The sequence below is a fragment of the Mycobacterium sp. ABE4_509 genome, assembly GCF_056160785.1.
Genome location: NZ_JBSWXU010000025.1, coordinates 17660 through 33060, shown reverse-complemented (window position 1 = coordinate 33060; position 15401 = coordinate 17660). Strand labels below are relative to the sequence as shown.

Annotated in this window: 17 protein-coding genes and 1 pseudogene; 8 read left to right on the top strand and 10 right to left on the bottom strand. The window is 69.0% G+C overall.

The window, feature by feature from the left end:
- Positions 1 to 2: 2 nt before the first annotated feature.
- From rplV to ACXAID_RS08260, 9 genes and pseudogenes are all read right to left on the bottom strand, one after another.
- A pseudogene (rplV, locus tag ACXAID_RS08300) lies at positions 3 to 467 on the bottom strand (50S ribosomal protein L22); the annotation flags it as partial.
- Between the two features lie 34 nt (positions 468 to 501).
- Positions 502 to 783: a 30S ribosomal protein S19 gene (gene rpsS / locus ACXAID_RS08295; RefSeq protein WP_450022333.1), complete on the bottom strand. Its 282-nt coding sequence runs from the start codon at positions 781 to 783 to the stop codon at positions 502 to 504.
- 21 nt (positions 784 to 804) lie between these two features.
- A complete protein-coding gene (rplB, locus tag ACXAID_RS08290) occupies positions 805 to 1641 on the bottom strand; it encodes a 50S ribosomal protein L2 (protein ID WP_475021719.1) in 837 nt (278 codons plus the stop codon).
- Between the two features lie 25 nt (positions 1642 to 1666).
- Positions 1667 to 1969, bottom strand: a complete 303-nt coding sequence (gene rplW / locus ACXAID_RS08285) for a 50S ribosomal protein L23 (RefSeq protein WP_475021718.1) — start codon at positions 1967 to 1969, stop codon at positions 1667 to 1669.
- Entirely contained in the window at positions 1969 to 2616 is a 648-nt protein-coding gene (gene rplD / locus ACXAID_RS08280; protein ID WP_475021717.1) for a 50S ribosomal protein L4, read from the bottom strand. The genes rplW and rplD overlap by 1 nt, the downstream gene beginning before the upstream one ends.
- A gap of 2 nt (positions 2617 to 2618) precedes the next feature.
- Positions 2619 to 3272, bottom strand: a complete 654-nt coding sequence (gene rplC, locus ACXAID_RS08275; protein ID WP_475021716.1) for a 50S ribosomal protein L3 — start codon at positions 3270 to 3272, stop codon at positions 2619 to 2621.
- Positions 3273 to 3285: 13 nt separating this feature from the next.
- Entirely contained in the window at positions 3286 to 3591 is a 306-nt protein-coding gene (rpsJ, locus tag ACXAID_RS08270) for a 30S ribosomal protein S10 (protein ID WP_003883485.1), read from the bottom strand.
- A 765-nt stretch (positions 3592 to 4356) separates the two neighbouring features.
- Positions 4357 to 5061, bottom strand: coding sequence for a GntR family transcriptional regulator (locus ACXAID_RS08265; RefSeq protein ID WP_475021715.1), 705 nt, complete (start codon positions 5059 to 5061; stop codon positions 4357 to 4359).
- A 42-nt stretch (positions 5062 to 5103) separates the two neighbouring features.
- Positions 5104 to 6141 carry a hypothetical protein gene (locus tag ACXAID_RS08260; RefSeq protein ID WP_475021714.1) on the bottom strand — a complete coding sequence of 346 codons (1038 nt, stop codon included), beginning with the start codon at positions 6139 to 6141 and terminating at the stop codon, positions 5104 to 5106.
- A 301-nt stretch (positions 6142 to 6442) separates the two neighbouring features.
- Here ACXAID_RS08260 and ACXAID_RS08255 point away from each other — a divergent pair, with 301 nt between their 5' ends.
- From ACXAID_RS08255 to ACXAID_RS08220, 8 genes are all read left to right on the top strand, one after another.
- On the top strand, positions 6443 to 7009 hold the full coding sequence (locus ACXAID_RS08255; RefSeq protein ID WP_475021713.1) for a nuclear transport factor 2 family protein: 567 nt from the start codon (positions 6443 to 6445) through the stop codon (positions 7007 to 7009).
- Positions 6993 to 7418: a cupin domain-containing protein gene (locus tag ACXAID_RS08250; RefSeq protein WP_475021712.1), complete on the top strand. Its 426-nt coding sequence runs from the start codon at positions 6993 to 6995 to the stop codon at positions 7416 to 7418. Before ACXAID_RS08255 ends, ACXAID_RS08250 begins: the two co-directional genes overlap by 17 nt.
- A gap of 11 nt (positions 7419 to 7429) precedes the next feature.
- A complete protein-coding gene (locus ACXAID_RS08245) occupies positions 7430 to 8653 on the top strand; it encodes an aromatic ring-hydroxylating oxygenase subunit alpha (protein ID WP_475021711.1) in 1224 nt (407 codons plus the stop codon).
- The gene (locus ACXAID_RS08240; RefSeq protein WP_475021710.1) at positions 8650 to 9501 is read left to right on the top strand and encodes an ABC transporter permease; all 852 of its coding nucleotides are present in this window, start codon (positions 8650 to 8652) and stop codon (positions 9499 to 9501) included. The genes ACXAID_RS08245 and ACXAID_RS08240 overlap by 4 nt, the downstream gene beginning before the upstream one ends.
- A 66-nt stretch (positions 9502 to 9567) precedes the next feature.
- Positions 9568 to 10656 carry an ABC transporter substrate-binding protein gene (locus tag ACXAID_RS08235; protein WP_475021709.1) on the top strand — a complete coding sequence of 363 codons (1089 nt, stop codon included), beginning with the start codon at positions 9568 to 9570 and terminating at the stop codon, positions 10654 to 10656.
- Entirely contained in the window at positions 10653 to 11486 is an 834-nt protein-coding gene (locus ACXAID_RS08230) for an ABC transporter ATP-binding protein (RefSeq protein WP_475021708.1), read from the top strand. The genes ACXAID_RS08235 and ACXAID_RS08230 overlap by 4 nt, the downstream gene beginning before the upstream one ends.
- Complete coding sequence (locus tag ACXAID_RS08225) at positions 11476 to 12243, top strand: ABC transporter permease (protein WP_475021707.1); 768 nt, start codon at positions 11476 to 11478, stop codon at positions 12241 to 12243. Before ACXAID_RS08230 ends, ACXAID_RS08225 begins: the two co-directional genes overlap by 11 nt.
- A complete protein-coding gene (locus ACXAID_RS08220; RefSeq protein ID WP_475021706.1) occupies positions 12243 to 13718 on the top strand; it encodes an amidohydrolase family protein in 1476 nt (491 codons plus the stop codon). Before ACXAID_RS08225 ends, ACXAID_RS08220 begins: the two co-directional genes overlap by 1 nt.
- A 3-nt stretch (positions 13719 to 13721) precedes the next feature.
- Here ACXAID_RS08220 and ACXAID_RS08215 read toward each other — a convergent pair whose 3' ends face one another.
- Positions 13722 to 15323, bottom strand: a complete 1602-nt coding sequence (locus ACXAID_RS08215; RefSeq protein ID WP_475021705.1) for a carboxylesterase/lipase family protein — start codon at positions 15321 to 15323, stop codon at positions 13722 to 13724.
- Between the last annotated feature and the right edge of the window lie 78 nt (positions 15324 to 15401).

Sequence of the window (15401 nt, the reverse complement as noted above, 5' to 3'; positions counted from 1 at the left end):
TCCTTCGCTTCGCTCGAAGCATCTGTGGTCGAGGCCGCCTTGCTGGAGGCCGCCTTGCTGGCCTGAGCCCGGCGGGCGCGCGCGGCACTGGCCGAGGCACCCTGCTTACGCTGTGGCCGACTTTCGACGATCACCGTGATGTGGCTGGTGCGCTTGCGGATCCGGTAGGCGCGACCCTGCGCGCGCGGCCGGATGCGCTTGGCGGTCGGACCCTCGTCGGCGGTGATGGTGGCCACCACCAGCGTCGCCGGGTCGAGACCTTCGTTGTTCTGTGCGTTGGCCGCCGCGCTGGCGATCACCTTGGCGACCGGTTCGCTGGCGCTCTGGGGTGCCCACCGCAGGATGTCGAGGGCTTCCTCGACGGTCTTGCCGCGGACCAGGTCGATGACGCGCCGGGCCTTGCTGGCCGAGACACGCACGAACCGCGCTTTGGCAGTCGCAGACGGATACTCGATGGCTGTAGTCATTGGCGGTGTCCTCTAATCTTCGCGCGAGCGCTCATCATCGCCTCTTGGACTTCCGGTCGTCCTTGATGTGACCCTTGAAGGTCCGCGTCGGGGCGAACTCGCCGAGCTTGTGCCCGACCATGGCCTCGGTGACGAACACCGGGACGTGCTTGCGACCGTCGTGGACGGCGAAAGTGTGCCCGATGAAGTCAGGGATGATGGTCGACCGACGGGACCAGGTCTTGATGACCTGCTTGGTGTTCTTCTCGTTCTGCCCGTCGACCTTCTTCAGCAGATGGTCGTCGACGAACGGGCCCTTCTTCAGGCTGCGTGGCATCGCTGCTCTTTCCTTCCCGGCCTAGCGCTTCTTGCCGGTGCGCCGGCGTCGGACGATGAGCTTGTCGCTCGACTTGTTTGGCTTGCGGGTGCGGCCCTCGGGCTGACCCCACGGGCTGACCGGGTGGCGGCCACCGGAGGTCTTGCCCTCGCCACCGCCGTGCGGGTGGTCGACCGGGTTCATCACGACACCGCGGACGGTGGGGCGCTTGCCCTTCCACCGCATGCGGCCGGCCTTGCCCCAGTTGATGTTGGCCTGCTCGGCGTTGCCGACCTCGCCGACGGTGGCGCGGCAGCGCACGTCGACCCGGCGGATCTCACCGCTGGGCATACGCAGCGAGGCGTAGGCGCCTTCCTTGCCGAGCAGCTGGATCGACGAACCGGCCGAGCGGGCCAACTTGGCGCCGCCACCGGGCCGCAGTTCGACCGCGTGGATCACGGTGCCCGCGGGGATGTTGCGCAGCGGCAGGTTGTTGCCCGGCTTGATGTCGGCGTTGGCGCCGGCCTCGATGGTGTCACCCTGCTTCACGCCGTACGGGGCGATGATGTAGCGCTTCTCGCCGTCCAGGTAGTGAAGCAGTGCGATGTTGGCGGTGCGGTTCGGGTCGTACTCGATGTGAGCGACCTTGGCGTCGACACCGTCCTTGTCGTGGCGACGGAAATCGATCACCCGGTAGGCGCGCTTGTGGCCACCGCCCTTGTGCCGGGTGGTGATCCGTCCGTGTGCGTTGCGTCCGCCCCGACCGTGCAGTGGGCGAACCAGCGACTTCTCCGGGTGATCGCGAGTGATCTCGGCGAAGTCGGAGACGCTGGCACCGCGACGGCCGGGGGTCGTCGGCTTGTACTTGCGAATTGCCATGATTCCCTTGGATTCCTCTGCCGGACTACGCCGGCGCTCCGAACAGGTCGATGGGCTTGCTACCCGCGGCCAGCGTGACGATGGCGCGCTTGGTGTCCTTGCGCTTGCCGTAGCCGGTGCGGGTGCGCTTGCGCTTCCCGTGCCGGTTGGCGGTGTTCACCGACGCGACCTTGACCTTGAAGATCTTCTCGATGGCGATCTTGATCTGGGTCTTGTTCGAGTCGGGAGCGACGATGAACGTGTACACGTTGTCCTCGATGAGCCCGTAGGACTTCTCCGAGATCACCGGGGACAAGATGATGTCGCGGGGATCGGTCACGGTCGCCATCAGGCCGACACCTCCACTTTCTTGTTGGCCTCGATGAATGCATTGAGGGCCTCGACGCTGAAGACCACGTCGTCGGCCTTGAGCACGTCGTAGGTGTTCAACTGGTCCGGCGAGATCACGTGCACGCCGGGAAGGTTGCGCACCGACAGCGCGCCGGCCTCGTCCGCGCGGCCGATGACGACCAGGACCTGCTTGCGCTGGGTCAGCGTGGCCAGGAACGCCTTGGCGCTCTTGGTCGACGGCGACTGCCCTTCGACGATCTCGGTGACGGCGTGGATGCGCTCGTTGCGGGCCCGGTCCGACAGCGCGCCGCGCAGCGCGGCAGCGATCATCTTCTTCGGGGTGCGCTGGCTGTAGTCGCGCGGCCTCGGGCCGTGCACGGTGCCACCGCCGGCGAACTGCGGGGCACGCGTCGAACCCTGGCGGGCACGACCGGTGCCCTTCTGCCGGTAGGGCTTCTTGCCGCCACCGGAGACCTCACCGCGGGTCTTCGTCGAATGGGTGCCCTGGCGGGCAGCCGCCAACTGCGCGGTGACCACCTGGTGCATCAGCGCGACGTTGGGCTCGACGTCGAAGAGTTCGGCGGGCAGCTCAACGCTGCCGTCCTTCTTGCCGGCCGGTGCGTATACATCAATCTTGAGAGTCATATCTACTTCTCGCCTCGCTTGACTGCGGTGCGGACGACCACCAGTCCACCGTTGCGACCGGGGATGGCGCCCTTGATCAACAGCACACCGTTCTCGGCGTCGACCTTGTGCACCTTCAGGTTCTGCGTGGTGACCCGGTCGGTACCCATCCGGCCCGCCATGCGGGTGCCCTTGAACACCCGGGCCGGGGTGGCGCAGCCACCGATCGAGCCGGGCCGGCGGTGCACGGCCTGGGCGCCGTGGCTGGCGCCCTGGCCGTGGAATCCGTGGCGCTTCATGGTGCCCGCGAAACCCTTGCCCTTGCTGGTGCCGGTCACGTCGACGTAGTTGCCGTCGGCGAAGATCTCGGCGGTCAGCTCCTGACCGACCTCGTAGTCGGCGACCGCGGACTCGTCGTCGAGGCGCAGCTCGGCGAGGTGACGGCGCGGGTTGACGCCGGCAGCGGCGTACTGGCCCGAGACCGGCTTGTTCACCTTGCGCGGGCTGATCTCGCCATAGGCGAGCTGGACCGCGCTGTATCCGTCGCGCTCCGGGGTGCGGATGCGCGTCACGACGTTGGGCCCGGCCTTGACGACCGTCACCGGCACGACTTTGTTGTTCTCGTCGAACACCTGCGTCATGCCCAGCTTGGTGCCCAAAATGCCTTTACGTGCCATTTCTGTTGAGCTCCTACTGGATGTTGACGTCGACGCTGGCCGGCAGATCGATGCGCATCAGGGCGTCAACGGTCTTGGGCGTCGGGTCGAGGATGTCGATCAGCCGCTTGTGCGTGCGCATCTCGAAGTGCTCCCGCGAGTCCTTGTACTTGTGCGGGGACCGGATGACGCAGTACACGTTCTTCTCGGTCGGCAGCGGCACCGGGCCGACCACGCTGGCGCCCGTCCGGGTGACCGTCTCGACGATCTTGCGCGCCGAGGCGTCAATCGCCTCATGGTCGTAGGCCTTGAGCCTGATGCGGATCTTCTGTCCCGCCACGCTTCTCCTACCTCACTACTTCCGGGCCACGCGCAGTCCATCGAAACCTTCGAGACCTCGATGGGCCTGGCTGTGCCGCCGCTGTTTATCTGTCTGTGGTTCACCGACCCCCGCGGTCGGGTGTGTCACCCTCGCGCACACTCGTTCGCGGCGGAATTCGTCGCGATCGAGGTGGGGACCGGATGCGCCCGCAGGGGGCGCCGGTCGCATGCCCAGTCCGGGGGTCCGTGAGGGCACCGTCCGGCTCAAGGCAACCTGAACAGTATGCCCCAGACCGGGCGGATGATCCAAATCCCTGGTCGTGGTCGGTGGTGGGTCAGTTCGAACGTGTCGCTCGACGTGTTCGGTGTGCCCAGAGCCTGGGCGCAGTGACCGCATTCCCGCGCAGCGACCGTAGCAGGAATCGTACAAGCGGTGGCAGCGACCACTCGAGGACAGATGGAGCAGTCGCCGGACGGCGACCGCGAACCAGATGACCAGTCCGGTGGCCAGTGCGTAGAGCCAGCCCTGGGCCACCACCGCTGCGCGATGGTCGATGAAGAAGAGCTGAACGGCCTCGTTGCTGGCGGCCGGTCCCGGCGGACGGCCGGTGAGAAGCGCGGCCACTGCGGCGGCGACCACGTATGCGATTCCGGCGATACTGCCAGTGCGATTCAACCAAGCGTGGTTCATCATCCCCCCGGATGATCGTGCGACCTGCGTGACGAGAGAAGTCGAGAATAAGTCCGGCGATCGGGCGGAATGCGGGATCCGCGGTTTTGCTCGTCAGCCCGCGGTGGACCGCCCGCCCGTGCCTCTTGTCGGGTCCAGCGCAGAGGCCGCGGTCGCGGCGGTGTCGTCGAGGTGGCTGATCGTGATCGCAATCGCCACCTCGGCCTGCCGGGCCCGATAGGCAGCGACCAACGCGCGGTGATCGTCGCGGGCCCGGCGGCGACGCTCGGGATCCCCGGTGACCGAGATGCCGACGTAGAGCGCCGAGATGTCGGACAGCCGACGCAGGAAGGAGCGCAGATGGGGCCGGCTCGAGGTGCCGTCGAGTATGCAGTGCAGTTCCCGGTTGTCCTCGACCCACTGGCTGTCGGAGGATTCCAGCGACATCCGCTGCTGCACAGCTTCGGCGCGGTCGAGTTCCTCATCGGTGATCGTCTGCACCCGCTCCCGGATCGCCAGCGGCAGCAACACCCGGCGCAGTTCGTAGATCTCCTCGAGCTCGGCAAGGCTGACCGAGTGCACGCTCGCACCGCGGAACGGGTCGAAGTCGACCAGACCCTGGTTCTCCAGCTCACGCAGCGCCTCGCGAACCGGAGTGATGCTGACGTCGAGCCGATCGGCGAGGTCGGCCTGCACCAACCGGGTCTCGGCAGGCAGCGCACCGGAGATGATCAGGTGCCGCAGATGGTCGGCCACCTCACGATGAGCCGTACGCCCCGAACCCACGGTGAGCTTCGCCAGGACGGGCTCGGACGACACTTCGCCTCACTCTCGACGGCCGGTGCTGACGGGACCCACGGTTCACAGGCAGAGGCCGCGACCGCCGGAAGCGACGGCGAGCACCGTGCCACCCATCTGCAGATCCTTGAACGGTGCACGCCGCGGCTCTTGACCTGGCCATAGTTGTACCGGGCCGGGTGTCGGGTCGACAACCGCAACCGCGGCCGGGATGTCGGGCGCCGGGGCGAACACCCGCGCGGCCGCAGCTCCGGCCTTGTCCAGCGCGGTCGGTAGATCGAGCACTCCGTCGGCGACGAGGCTCAGCAGCGCCGGCAGCAGGTACTGCTCGCTGTCCAGGCCCGGCCCGGTGTTACCCGGCACCGGGGCGTTGTGGTCGCTGGCGATCAGGCCGACCTGGGCGACGATGCTGCGCAGGCTCTCGCGCTCGTCCGGGCCGGGAACCGGCGGAAGCACGAACAGCTCCGCCGGCCGGTTCGGCGGCAGTTCGACCAGGAAATGCGGTGACGTCTGGCAGGTCGAGTCGGGGCGGGCGCTGACCTGCCGGTACATCTGCTCGGAGATGACGTGCCGGAAGTGCACCGGACCGCCTGCCGAGTCGGCCACCGCGTCCAGCGCCTGCTGATCGTAGAAGTAGATCGCCGCCCGGCACCCGGCCTGCCAGATGGCCTCCAGGTTGGGCCAGAAGAAGGGGTCGTTGGAGTACAGCTTGATCGTCGGCATCCAGGTCTGGCGGATCTGTTCACCGAACTTGTCCAGCCAGGCCGCGAATCCTTCGCTGCTGGGCTGGTCGGACACCGACAGGATCGGCAGCACCCGGGGGAACGAGGTGGCCGCGAAGAACGCGGTCAGTCCGTCGAGGTCGGCGTCGGCGATCAGGTGCCAGGGCACCGCGGTGTTGACGGCGCCGGCCCCACCGGCCAGCGCCCGCCAGCGGTCCTGTTCGCGCAGGCCGTATTGCAGCACCGGGAGGTGTGCGTCGGCGTCGTAGAGGGCGGGCAGCCGCCACCAGCGACTGCCGTCGACGGTTCGTTTCCCACCCGCCGGGGCCGGCGCGTCGAACTCCAGGTCCGCCCGCTCACCGGTGAGCGGGTCGAGCACGTCGGTGAAGCGGACTGCGGCGTGGCTGCAAGACCTGGAAGAAGTTGCATCGACAGAAGACAAGAGAGACCACCTGGTTCCGGCTGTCGGGGGCGAGGGGACCATCCGGCGGGACGCGACCGCGGATCATATAACTTCTGCCGACGCTAACAGCCGCTGGAGCACCTGGCGATGTGTCGCCGAACACATTGACCGGCACCTAATGTCGCAGGTGTTAAGGCAATTTCGGGCATGTAAACGTTGACGGACAATCACTTACTTGAGTGGACTAACCATGCAGGATCATGTTTGGGTTCCGGAGATGTTGCATGATCCAGCCCTCTCGGGACCCGGACTCGAAGCCCGTCTGGACCGCATCGAGTCCCGCGACGAGATCCGCAAGCTCAAGGCCGCCTACATGCAGGGGCTCGACGACCGGCGCCGCGGCGCCGTCGCGGAACTGTTCTGGCCGGACGCGATCTGGGAAGCACTGCCCGACCGCACCCCAGACGCCGGGCCGGCCGCCGGCCCGGCGCAGCGAACCGTCGGGCGCGACGCGATCGCCGCGTCGTTCGAGGGCGCTGCGGAAGCGATGTCGTTCACCGCGCACTTTCTGACCAACGAAGACATCACCGTCGACGGCGACAGCGCGATCGGCCGCTGGAAGCTGCTGCAGACCTGCACCGCCACCGGCGGACCGGCGTTCTGGCAGGCCGGTGTCTACACCGACACGTTCACCCGCCGCCACGGCGTGTGGCGCATCGCCCATCTGCGGCTGGCCATGGACTTCCGCACCCCGTTCGACGACGGCTGGTTCCGGACCCCGATGTGGCAGCTCCCCTCCCACCCCACCGAGACAGGAAAGGACACCGATGAGTTCATCGGCTGAACACACCACCTACGCCAGCGGCTGCCGAGTCGTCGGATCGGGCGCGATGACCGCCGACAGCGCGGCCGACGCCGGCGGAGCGTCCGGTGCGCTGGCCCGGGGCACCGCGACCTCGGCCGCCGGCATGTGGATGGGCACCAGCGTGCTGCCCGCCGGGCACGACTCGATCTTCCACCACCACGACGGGCAGACCACGATCGTGTGCATCATCTCCGGCTCGATGCGTTTTCTGGTGCAGGGACCCCGGGGCGTGGAGGACTTCACCGCCGGCGCCGGCGAGATCGCCGTCATTCCGGGCGGTCTGGTGCACCGCGAACAGAACCCCGGTGAGGTCGACTGCCTGTGCGTCGTCGTCCGGGACAGCGAGGCCCCGGTCGTCGTCAACGTCGGCAGCCCAGAAGAGAACTGAGGAAAACACAGATGAACCCGCTGGTCCCCGAGGTCCGCGCGATCCTCGACGCGCTGGACACCACGTCCACCGACTACACCCAGGCTCGCACCATGCCTGCAGACGTCTACACCTCCGAAGCGTTCTTCGAGTTCGAGAAGGAGGCGATCTTCGCACGGGAGTGGCTGTGTCTGGGCCATGTCTCCCAGATCCCCGAAGAGGGCGACTACTTCACCATCCAGGTCGCCGACGAACCGCTGATCGTGGTGCGCGACAAGGACGACGTCGTGCGGGTGCTCTCCTCCATCTGCCAGCACCGGGGATACCCGGTGACCGTCGACGGCGACAAGGGGAACACCAAGCAGTTCCGCTGCGCCTACCACTACTGGGCCTACGGACTGGACGGCAAACTGGTCGCCGCCCCGGAGATGACCCGGACCTGCCCGCTGTCGGAGTTGCGTTCCGAGACCGCACTTCCCGAGCTCAAGGTGGAGATCTGGTACGGGATGATCTTCGCCAACATGGATCCGGCCGCTACGCCGCTGGCCCCCAAGCTGGCCAAGCTGGCCCCGGAGATGGAGGCCTACGACGTGGGCAGCCTCACCGCGATCAACCACCTGGAGTACAAGAACCAGCCGTGGAACTGGAAGGGCATGCACGAGAACGCCCTCGAGCCCTATCACACCTCCTTCGTGCACATGGGCTACCACGACATCGCACCGGCCTCGATGGCCGAGTTCACCGAGTGGGACGACGCCGACGGCCAGGTCATGCACCCCACCAACTACCGGTGGATCGACGCCGGGTTCAACCCGACCGGCAAGGCCATCCTGCCGATTCTGCCCGGGCTCAACGAGATGCGGCGTTCCCGGGTGATGTTCGCATCGGTGCTTCCGACGGTGTTCTTCGCGCTGTCACCCGACCAGGTCTTCTACTTCCTGATCACCCCGGAGTCGGCCGGCACCATGACCCTGCGGATGGCCTGGCTGTTCCCCGAGAGCTCCCTGAAGACCCCGGGATTCGAGTGGTCGTTCGAAATGCAGAACGCCGTCAACGAGGTCATCAACGAGCAGGACATCTACTCCAACACCCGGATGCAGGCCGGCCAGCGGTCGCGCTACACCAAACGTGGCCGCTACTCGTGGCAGGAGGGCACGCTGCCGCAGATGAACCGGTGGCTGACGCTGCGCTACCTGTCCTACGCCGAGAAGGCCGCGGCCGCCGGCACCGAGGCGATGACCCCGGTGGGGACATGACCGACACCGCCACGGTGCCCGGCCGCCGGATCGAGCGCACCCGCCGCACGGCACCCGCGGCGGCGGACGCTCCGGCGGCCACCAGCGGCCGCGTGACACCGTGGCGGATCATCCGGCGGACCCTGGAAGTCGGCTGGCCGGTGCCGGCCGTCCTGTGCGCCTGGTCGGCGTGGGTGCGGCTGGCCGAGGTTCCCCCGGCCGTCGCGCCCGACCCCACCGACGTGCTGGCCTACCTGTCGGCGAACCTGGGCAGCCTGCTGGTCGACGCCTGGGACACCACCGCGGTGGTACTCGGCGGACTGCTGCTCGGCACCGTCGCCGGGGCTGTGGTGGCCGGGCTGTCCTGGTTCTCGGATCTGTTGCGCGGCATCATCAGCGGCCCGGTGCTGCTGACCCAGTGCCTGCCGGTGGCCACCATCACCCCGGTGCTGGCCCGGGTGTTCGGCTATACCGAGCTGACGATCGTGCTGATCGCCGCGATCATCGCGTTCTTCCCGGTGCTGGTGTTCACCTCGGCCGGGCTGCGCGGCACCCCGCCCGGATCCGACGACCTGTTCGCGGTGCTGGGTGCCCGGCGGTGGCAGCGGTTCGTCCGGCTGGCGGTGCCGGCCGCCGCACCCCGGCTGCTGGTGGCACTCGGCGTCTCGGTGGTGGCAGCCGTGGCCGGGGCGATGCTCGCCCAGTGGGTGATGGGCACCAGCGGTCTGGGTTCGCGCCTGGTGGTCGCCCAGTCGTCCTTCCGCACCGCCGAGGCGTGGGCCTGCTCGGTGCTGGCCATCGCCATCTCGGTGGCGCTCTACACCGTGGTCTCCGCTGCCGCACGGCGGGCCACCGAACGGTTCGACTGATCCGGGCCTTCTCCAGACAGCCCGAACACACTCTCCCCCAGTCCCCCTCAAACCGCAGGAGCCCAAATGACACCCACCTCGATCTCCACGTCCCACCGCCTGACGCACACCGCACTCTCCCGTCGCGGCTTTCTGCGCGTCGCCGGCGTGGGTTCGGCGGCCGCACTGGCCGGCGGCGCTCTGGCGGCGTGCGGAGCCGACAACGCCTCGGGTGCGGCCGCAGCCTCGGACGGCACCACCAACCTGCCCATCCAACTGTCCTGGGTGGCCGACAGCGAGTGGTCCCCGCTGTTCCTGGCCGACTCCAACGGCTACTACGCCGACAACGGTGTCGCGGTGGAGCTGATCCCCGGCGGCGCCGACATCGGCGCGATCGAGGGCATCGTGGCGGCCGGGCGGGCCAAGATCGGCATCGCCACCGACATCACCACCGTCATCGCGGCCGCGGCCGACGGCAATCCGCTCAAGTGCGTCGGCGCGCTCTACCAGTCGAACCTCAACGTCCTGATGTCCCCGCCGGACGCGCCGATCACCACCGTCGCCGAACTGACCGGCAAGAGGGTCGGCGGCCCGCAGGGCATCCAGACCAAGATCGACGCGATGTTCTCGCTGGCCGGACTCGAACCCGACTACACCTACATCCCGACCGGGTACGGTCCCGACGCCCTGATCAACGGCGACTGCGACACGCTGGCGGTGTTCGTCACCGATGAGGTGCTCGCCTACGAGACCGCCACCGGGATGCAGCCGGCGATCCTGACCTTCACCGATGCCGGGCTGCCGGCCTACACCCTGGCCGTGTTCACCACCGACGAGGTGCTGGCCAACGAGCGCGACGCGGTCAAGGGATTCCTGGCCGCCACCCGGCAGGGCTTCTCCGACGATGTGGCCGACCCCACGGCCGGCCCCCGACTGGCCGTCGACAAGTACGGCAAGAGCGCGGGATTGGTCCTCGAGGACGAGATCGCCAAGAACCGCGAGTACATCCGGTTGGCGTCCAGCCCCGGCACCGAGGAGCACGGCTACCTCTGGCTGGACAAGGAATTCATCGCCGGGCCGGTGTACCGGGGCATGGAGGCGGCCGGGATGAAGACGGCCCCGGTCGACGACGTCATCGACACCTCGCTGCTCGAAGAGATCGGCGGATCCCGGTGAGCCCGGCGGTACCCGCGGCCGAAGAGTGCGCCACCGCGGAATCCACCCGGGGCGCAGCGATCTCGCTCGAACAGGTCAGCAAGCGGTTTCCGCTGCGCCGCGGCCGCGAGGTGGAGGTCATCCGCGGGGTCGACGTGCAGATCGGCCGCGGCGAGTTCGTCGCCCTGATCGGCCCGTCCGGCTGCGGCAAATCGACGCTGCTGCGGATGATGGCCTCGCTGGAGGAACCGAGCACCGGCTCGGTGCTGGTCGGCGGGGACCGGCCCGCCGAGCTGGCCGCCGCGCACCGGCTGGGGGTGGCCTTTCAGGACAACGCGCTGCTGCCCTGGCTGTCGGTGCGCGCCAACATCGCGCTGCCCTACAAGGTGTCCCGGCGCCCCGTCGACGCCGACCGGGTCGACCAGCTCATCGAGATGGTGGGCCTGCGCGGATTCGAGAACGCCAGGCCCAAGCAGCTTTCCGGCGGCATGCGGCAGCGGGTCTCGATCGCCCGGTCGATCGTGCTGGAGCCCGACGTGCTGCTGCTCGACGAGCCGTTCGGGGCTCTGGACGCCGTCACCCGCCGCAGGCTGAACATGGAACTGCAGCGGATCTGGATGGCCGATCCGATCACCACGGTGCTGGTGACCCATGACGTGGACGAGGCCCTGCTGCTGGCCGACCGGGTGATCGTGCTGTCGCCCCGGCCGGGCCGGGTGAAGACGATCGAGGACGTGCCGTTCGCCCGTCCGCGGACCCGTGAGGTCACCCGCACCGCCGAGTTCCACGAGATGGTCGACGAATTGACCGCCGAACTCGACGCGCTGAGCGGAGACGACGGTGACGACTGACACCTCGGCTGCTCCCGGTATGCGGCCCGCGGCGCTGGGCGCGCTGGGCCTGCTCATCGTGGTGGCCGTCTGGCAGGTGGTCGCCGCGACCCAGCTGCTGGGTACCAGCGTGGCGCCACCGGCGGCGGTGGTGGGCCTGTTGGCCGACGCCGATCAACGGGCCCTGCTGCTGTCGGCGGCGCTGAACACCGGCGCCGAGGCGGTCACCGGCTTCGCGGTCGCCTTCGGACTGGCCGCGGTGGCCGGGCTGCTGGTGACCGTGGTGCGGCCGCTACGTCGCGGTGTCGACCAGATCGCGACCATCCAGAGCGCCATCCCGTTCGTCGCGCTGGCGCCGATCCTGCTGGCGTTGTTCTCCCGCGAACAGCTGCCCGCCGCGATGGGTGCCGCGACCGCCTTCTTCCCGCTCTACATCGCCGTCGTCGCCGGCATGGCCGCCACCCCCCGCGGGGTCACCGACGTCTGCGCCGCCTTGGGGGCATCCTGGTGGACCACCCTGGTGCGGGCCCGAATCCCGGCCGGCCTGCCGGTGGTCGCGACCGGCGCGAAGGTCGGGGTGCCGCTGTCGATCGTCGGCGCGGTGATCGGCGAGTGGTTCGGTGCAGGTGAGGGCGTCGGGCCGCTGATGCTCGTCGCGATGCGCAACTACCAGATGCCGCAGATGTGGGCGGCGATGACGGTCACCGTGGCCCTGGCGCTCACCCTCTACGGCGTGGCCTCGGCGCTGGAATGGGCTGCCGCACAGCGGTTCAGTTGATGGACGCGTCGCCTGCGACCCCGCTGACCCTGCTGGTCCGCAATGCCCGGGTGCTCACCATGGACCCGCACCGGCGCGTCATCGCCAACGGGTACGTGGCGGCGAGCGGCAACACCATCGTCTCGGTCGGGCCGATGACCGAATGCCCGGACGGGGCCGATCAGGTCGTCGACGCGTCCGGCAGCGCGGTTCTGCCCGGTTTCGTCGACGCCCACGCCCACTCGCTGGACATCCTGCTGCGCGGCGGAGCCGGCGACGACCGCCCGCTCTACGACTGGCTGGTCAACGTCAACCTGCCTGCGGCACGGTGCTACCGGCTCGACGATCACCGCACGGCCGTGCAGCTGTTCGCGCTGGAGGCGCTGCGCAGCGGGATCACCACCGTCGTCGACCAGATCGAAACGCCCTACGACCAGTGGGACGAGATCGCCGACGAGGTGGTCACCGCCTACGGCGGCACCGGGATGCGCGCGGTGATCGGGCAGATGTTCTACGACACCGTGCCCGCGCACATGGCCGAGTTGATGGACGCCTATGCCGGCATCGAGCCGGAGCTGCACCAGGATCTGGGCGCCCAGCCCGGCCGGCTCGACGAGATGCTGGCGCGCATCGAGGCCATGATCGTGCGACACCACGGCAGCCACGGCGGACGGCTGTCGTTCTGGCCGGCTCCCGGAGTCGCCGTGCTGTGCACCCGCGAGGCGGTGCTCGGCGCCCAGCGGCTGGCGCGCCGCTACGACGCGATGACCACCATCCACGTCGCCGAATCGCCGGCCGACCGTCACCAGCACGGCATGTCCAGCGTCGGCTACCTGGGGGCGATCGGGTATCTGGCGCCCGATGTGCTGGCCGGGCACTGCGTGCAGATCGACGCCGGCGATGTCCGCACACTGGCGGCCACCGGGACGAAGGTGTCCACCCAGCCGGTGTCGAACCTGTTCCTGGGCAACGGTATCGCTCCGGTCGCCGACCTGCACACCGCCGGGGTCACCGTCGCGCTGGGCACCGACGACGGCGACTGCAACAACAGCGTCAACATGTTCTCGGACATGAAGTTCGCCGCGCTGCTCCAGAAGGGCCGCAGCGCCGACCCGACGGTGCTGACCGCCGAACGGGTCCTGGAGATGGCGACCATCGACGGGGCCCGCGCGATCGGGATGGCCGACCGGATCGGCTCACTGGAGCCGGGCAAGCGGGCCGACATCGTGCTCGTCGACCTGACCGGCTCGCATCTGCAGCCGCTGCAGAGCACCGCCTCGGCACTGGTCTATCAGGCCAACGGCACCGAGGTGCACACCGTCGTCGTCGACGGTGTGATCGCGCTGCAGGACCGGCAGCCGGTCTGGCTGGCACCGGCGGACGAGGCCGCGCTGACCGAGCGGGTGCGCGCCGCCTCGCGGCGCATCCTGACCGCCGCCGGAGTACGGACGCGCCGGGACGACGTGTGGCGCTCGATCGCGGCGGCAGGCCGGTGAGCCTCAGCGCAGCAGGCCGGCCCAGAACGCACACTCGTGCTCGGCGGCGAACCGGTCCTGCCCGATCAGGACCGGCCCCCGGTCCTGCAACGACATCCATTGTGCCGCAGCCTCGTCGGACAGCGCCGGCCAGACCGGCAGTCCGGCCGAACCGGGCGCTCCGGTGGCGATGAACGAACTCCAGTAGTCGATCATGTCGTTGGACAGCTCGCGTTGAGCTGCGTCCAGCTCGGGTGCCCCACCCACGTCGAACAGATACCGCAGCTCGAGGGAATGTGCGGCGCCCACCGGGAACGGCAGTTCGCGCAGCGGCTGCGGCGTCGGCGGGTTCTGCTCGGCGAACTCGTAGGCATGTGTGCCGGCATGCCGGGCCAGACCGCGGGCCATCCACAGCGCCGGGCAGGAGAACGCGCTGTCGGTGACGGTGGCCGCGTACGCCAGCGGGACACTGTCGAAACGATCCAGCGGGTACCGCGCGGCAACCGTGTCGGCGTCGTCGCCGAAGGTGCCGGCCAGCAGTTGGGGGTAGTCGCCGGCGGTGTACACCCGCCCGTCCCGCAGATACTGCAGGGCAGCGAACAAGGTGAATTCGTCACGGGTGGTGCCGATCAGCACCGGCACCCGCGCGGCGCGGCCGTCCTCGATGGCCGCCACCGGGTCCACCGGCAGCACCGCCGTACCCGTCACCGGTCCGGACAGTTCGTCTTCACCGATGTTGTAGAGCCACAGCGGCTTCCGCAGGGCATTGGCGGGCAGGTCGCGCAGGCAGGCCGCAGCATCCGCCGAATCCGGACAGCCCAGTGCGGCCGCGTAGTCGATGCTGCGGGTCGTCGCGACCGGCAGCGTGGCCTGCGCCTGGCACGGCGCGCTCATGATGACGGCGGCCGAGAACAGCCCCGCCGAACCGGGCGCGACGAGGTGATCGCACACCGACATGCCGCCGGCGGATTCCCCGGCCACGGTCACTCTGTCCGGGTCACCGCCGAATCGCTCGATGTTGTCCCGCACCCAGCGCAGCGCGGCCTGCTGATCGGCCAGACCGTAGTTGCCGACGTCGCCGGGCGGACCGAGGGCGGGGTGGGCCAGGAAACCCAGCGCACCCAGCCGGTAGTTGATGGTGACCACGATGACGTCGCCGCGCGCGACCAGCCGCCGGGCGTCGTAGACACGACCGCTTCCGTTGACGAACGAACCGCCGTGGATCCACACCATCACCGGCCGTTTCTGCGACGGTCCCGCCGGGGTCCACACGTTGAGGTTCAGGCAGTCCTCGTCGCTCTGACGGCCCATCTCCAGATCCCCATTGAGGTCCTGCAGGCATCGCGGCCCGTACCGGGTGGCGTCGAACACGCCGTCCCAGGGCACCGCGGGCTGCGGCGGACGCCACCGCAGCGGGCCCACCGGGGCCGCCGCGTAGCGGATCCCGGCGAACAGGCGGTGGTCGGCGGCGGTCGCGCCGCGCACGCTGCCGGCCTCGATGTGCACCAGGGCCGCATCGTTGTCGCCCGGGGTGGCCGGCGGCGGATCCGGCGAACACGCCGCGACCAGCAGCACCAGTGCCAGCAGCAGGCAACCGACGCGGCCGGGGACTCGTGCGGGTGCCACGCCGCCAGAGTTTAGTTGGCTCAACCGCAGCCTCCCCCTTTGCGGCGTGGCCTTCGTCACATACACTGGGGCAGTTGA

Bases quoted from the DNA above. Each gene is read 5' to 3' on its own strand.
- rpsS (WP_450022333.1), bottom strand. From the start codon at position 783: ATGCCACGCAGCCTGAAGAAGGGCCCGTTCGTCGACGACCATCTGCTG.
- rplB (WP_475021719.1), bottom strand. From the start codon at position 1,641: ATGGCAATTCGCAAGTACAAGCCGACGACCCCCGGCCGTCGCGGTGCC.
- rplW (WP_475021718.1), bottom strand. From the start codon at position 1,969: ATGGCGACCGTGACCGATCCCCGCGACATCATCTTGTCCCCGGTGATC.
- rplD (WP_475021717.1), bottom strand. From the start codon at position 2,616: ATGACTCTCAAGATTGATGTATACGCACCGGCCGGCAAGAAGGACGGC.
- rplC (WP_475021716.1), bottom strand. From the start codon at position 3,272: ATGGCACGTAAAGGCATTTTGGGCACCAAGCTGGGCATGACGCAGGTG.
- ACXAID_RS08255 (WP_475021713.1), top strand. From the start codon at position 6,443: ATGTTGCATGATCCAGCCCTCTCGGGACCCGGACTCGAAGCCCGTCTG.
- ACXAID_RS08250 (WP_475021712.1), top strand. From the start codon at position 6,993: ATGAGTTCATCGGCTGAACACACCACCTACGCCAGCGGCTGCCGAGTC.
- ACXAID_RS08245 (WP_475021711.1), top strand. From the start codon at position 7,430: ATGAACCCGCTGGTCCCCGAGGTCCGCGCGATCCTCGACGCGCTGGAC.
- ACXAID_RS08240 (WP_475021710.1), top strand. From the start codon at position 8,650: ATGACCGACACCGCCACGGTGCCCGGCCGCCGGATCGAGCGCACCCGC.
- ACXAID_RS08235 (WP_475021709.1), top strand. From the start codon at position 9,568: ATGACACCCACCTCGATCTCCACGTCCCACCGCCTGACGCACACCGCA.
- ACXAID_RS08220 (WP_475021706.1), top strand. From the start codon at position 12,243: ATGGACGCGTCGCCTGCGACCCCGCTGACCCTGCTGGTCCGCAATGCC.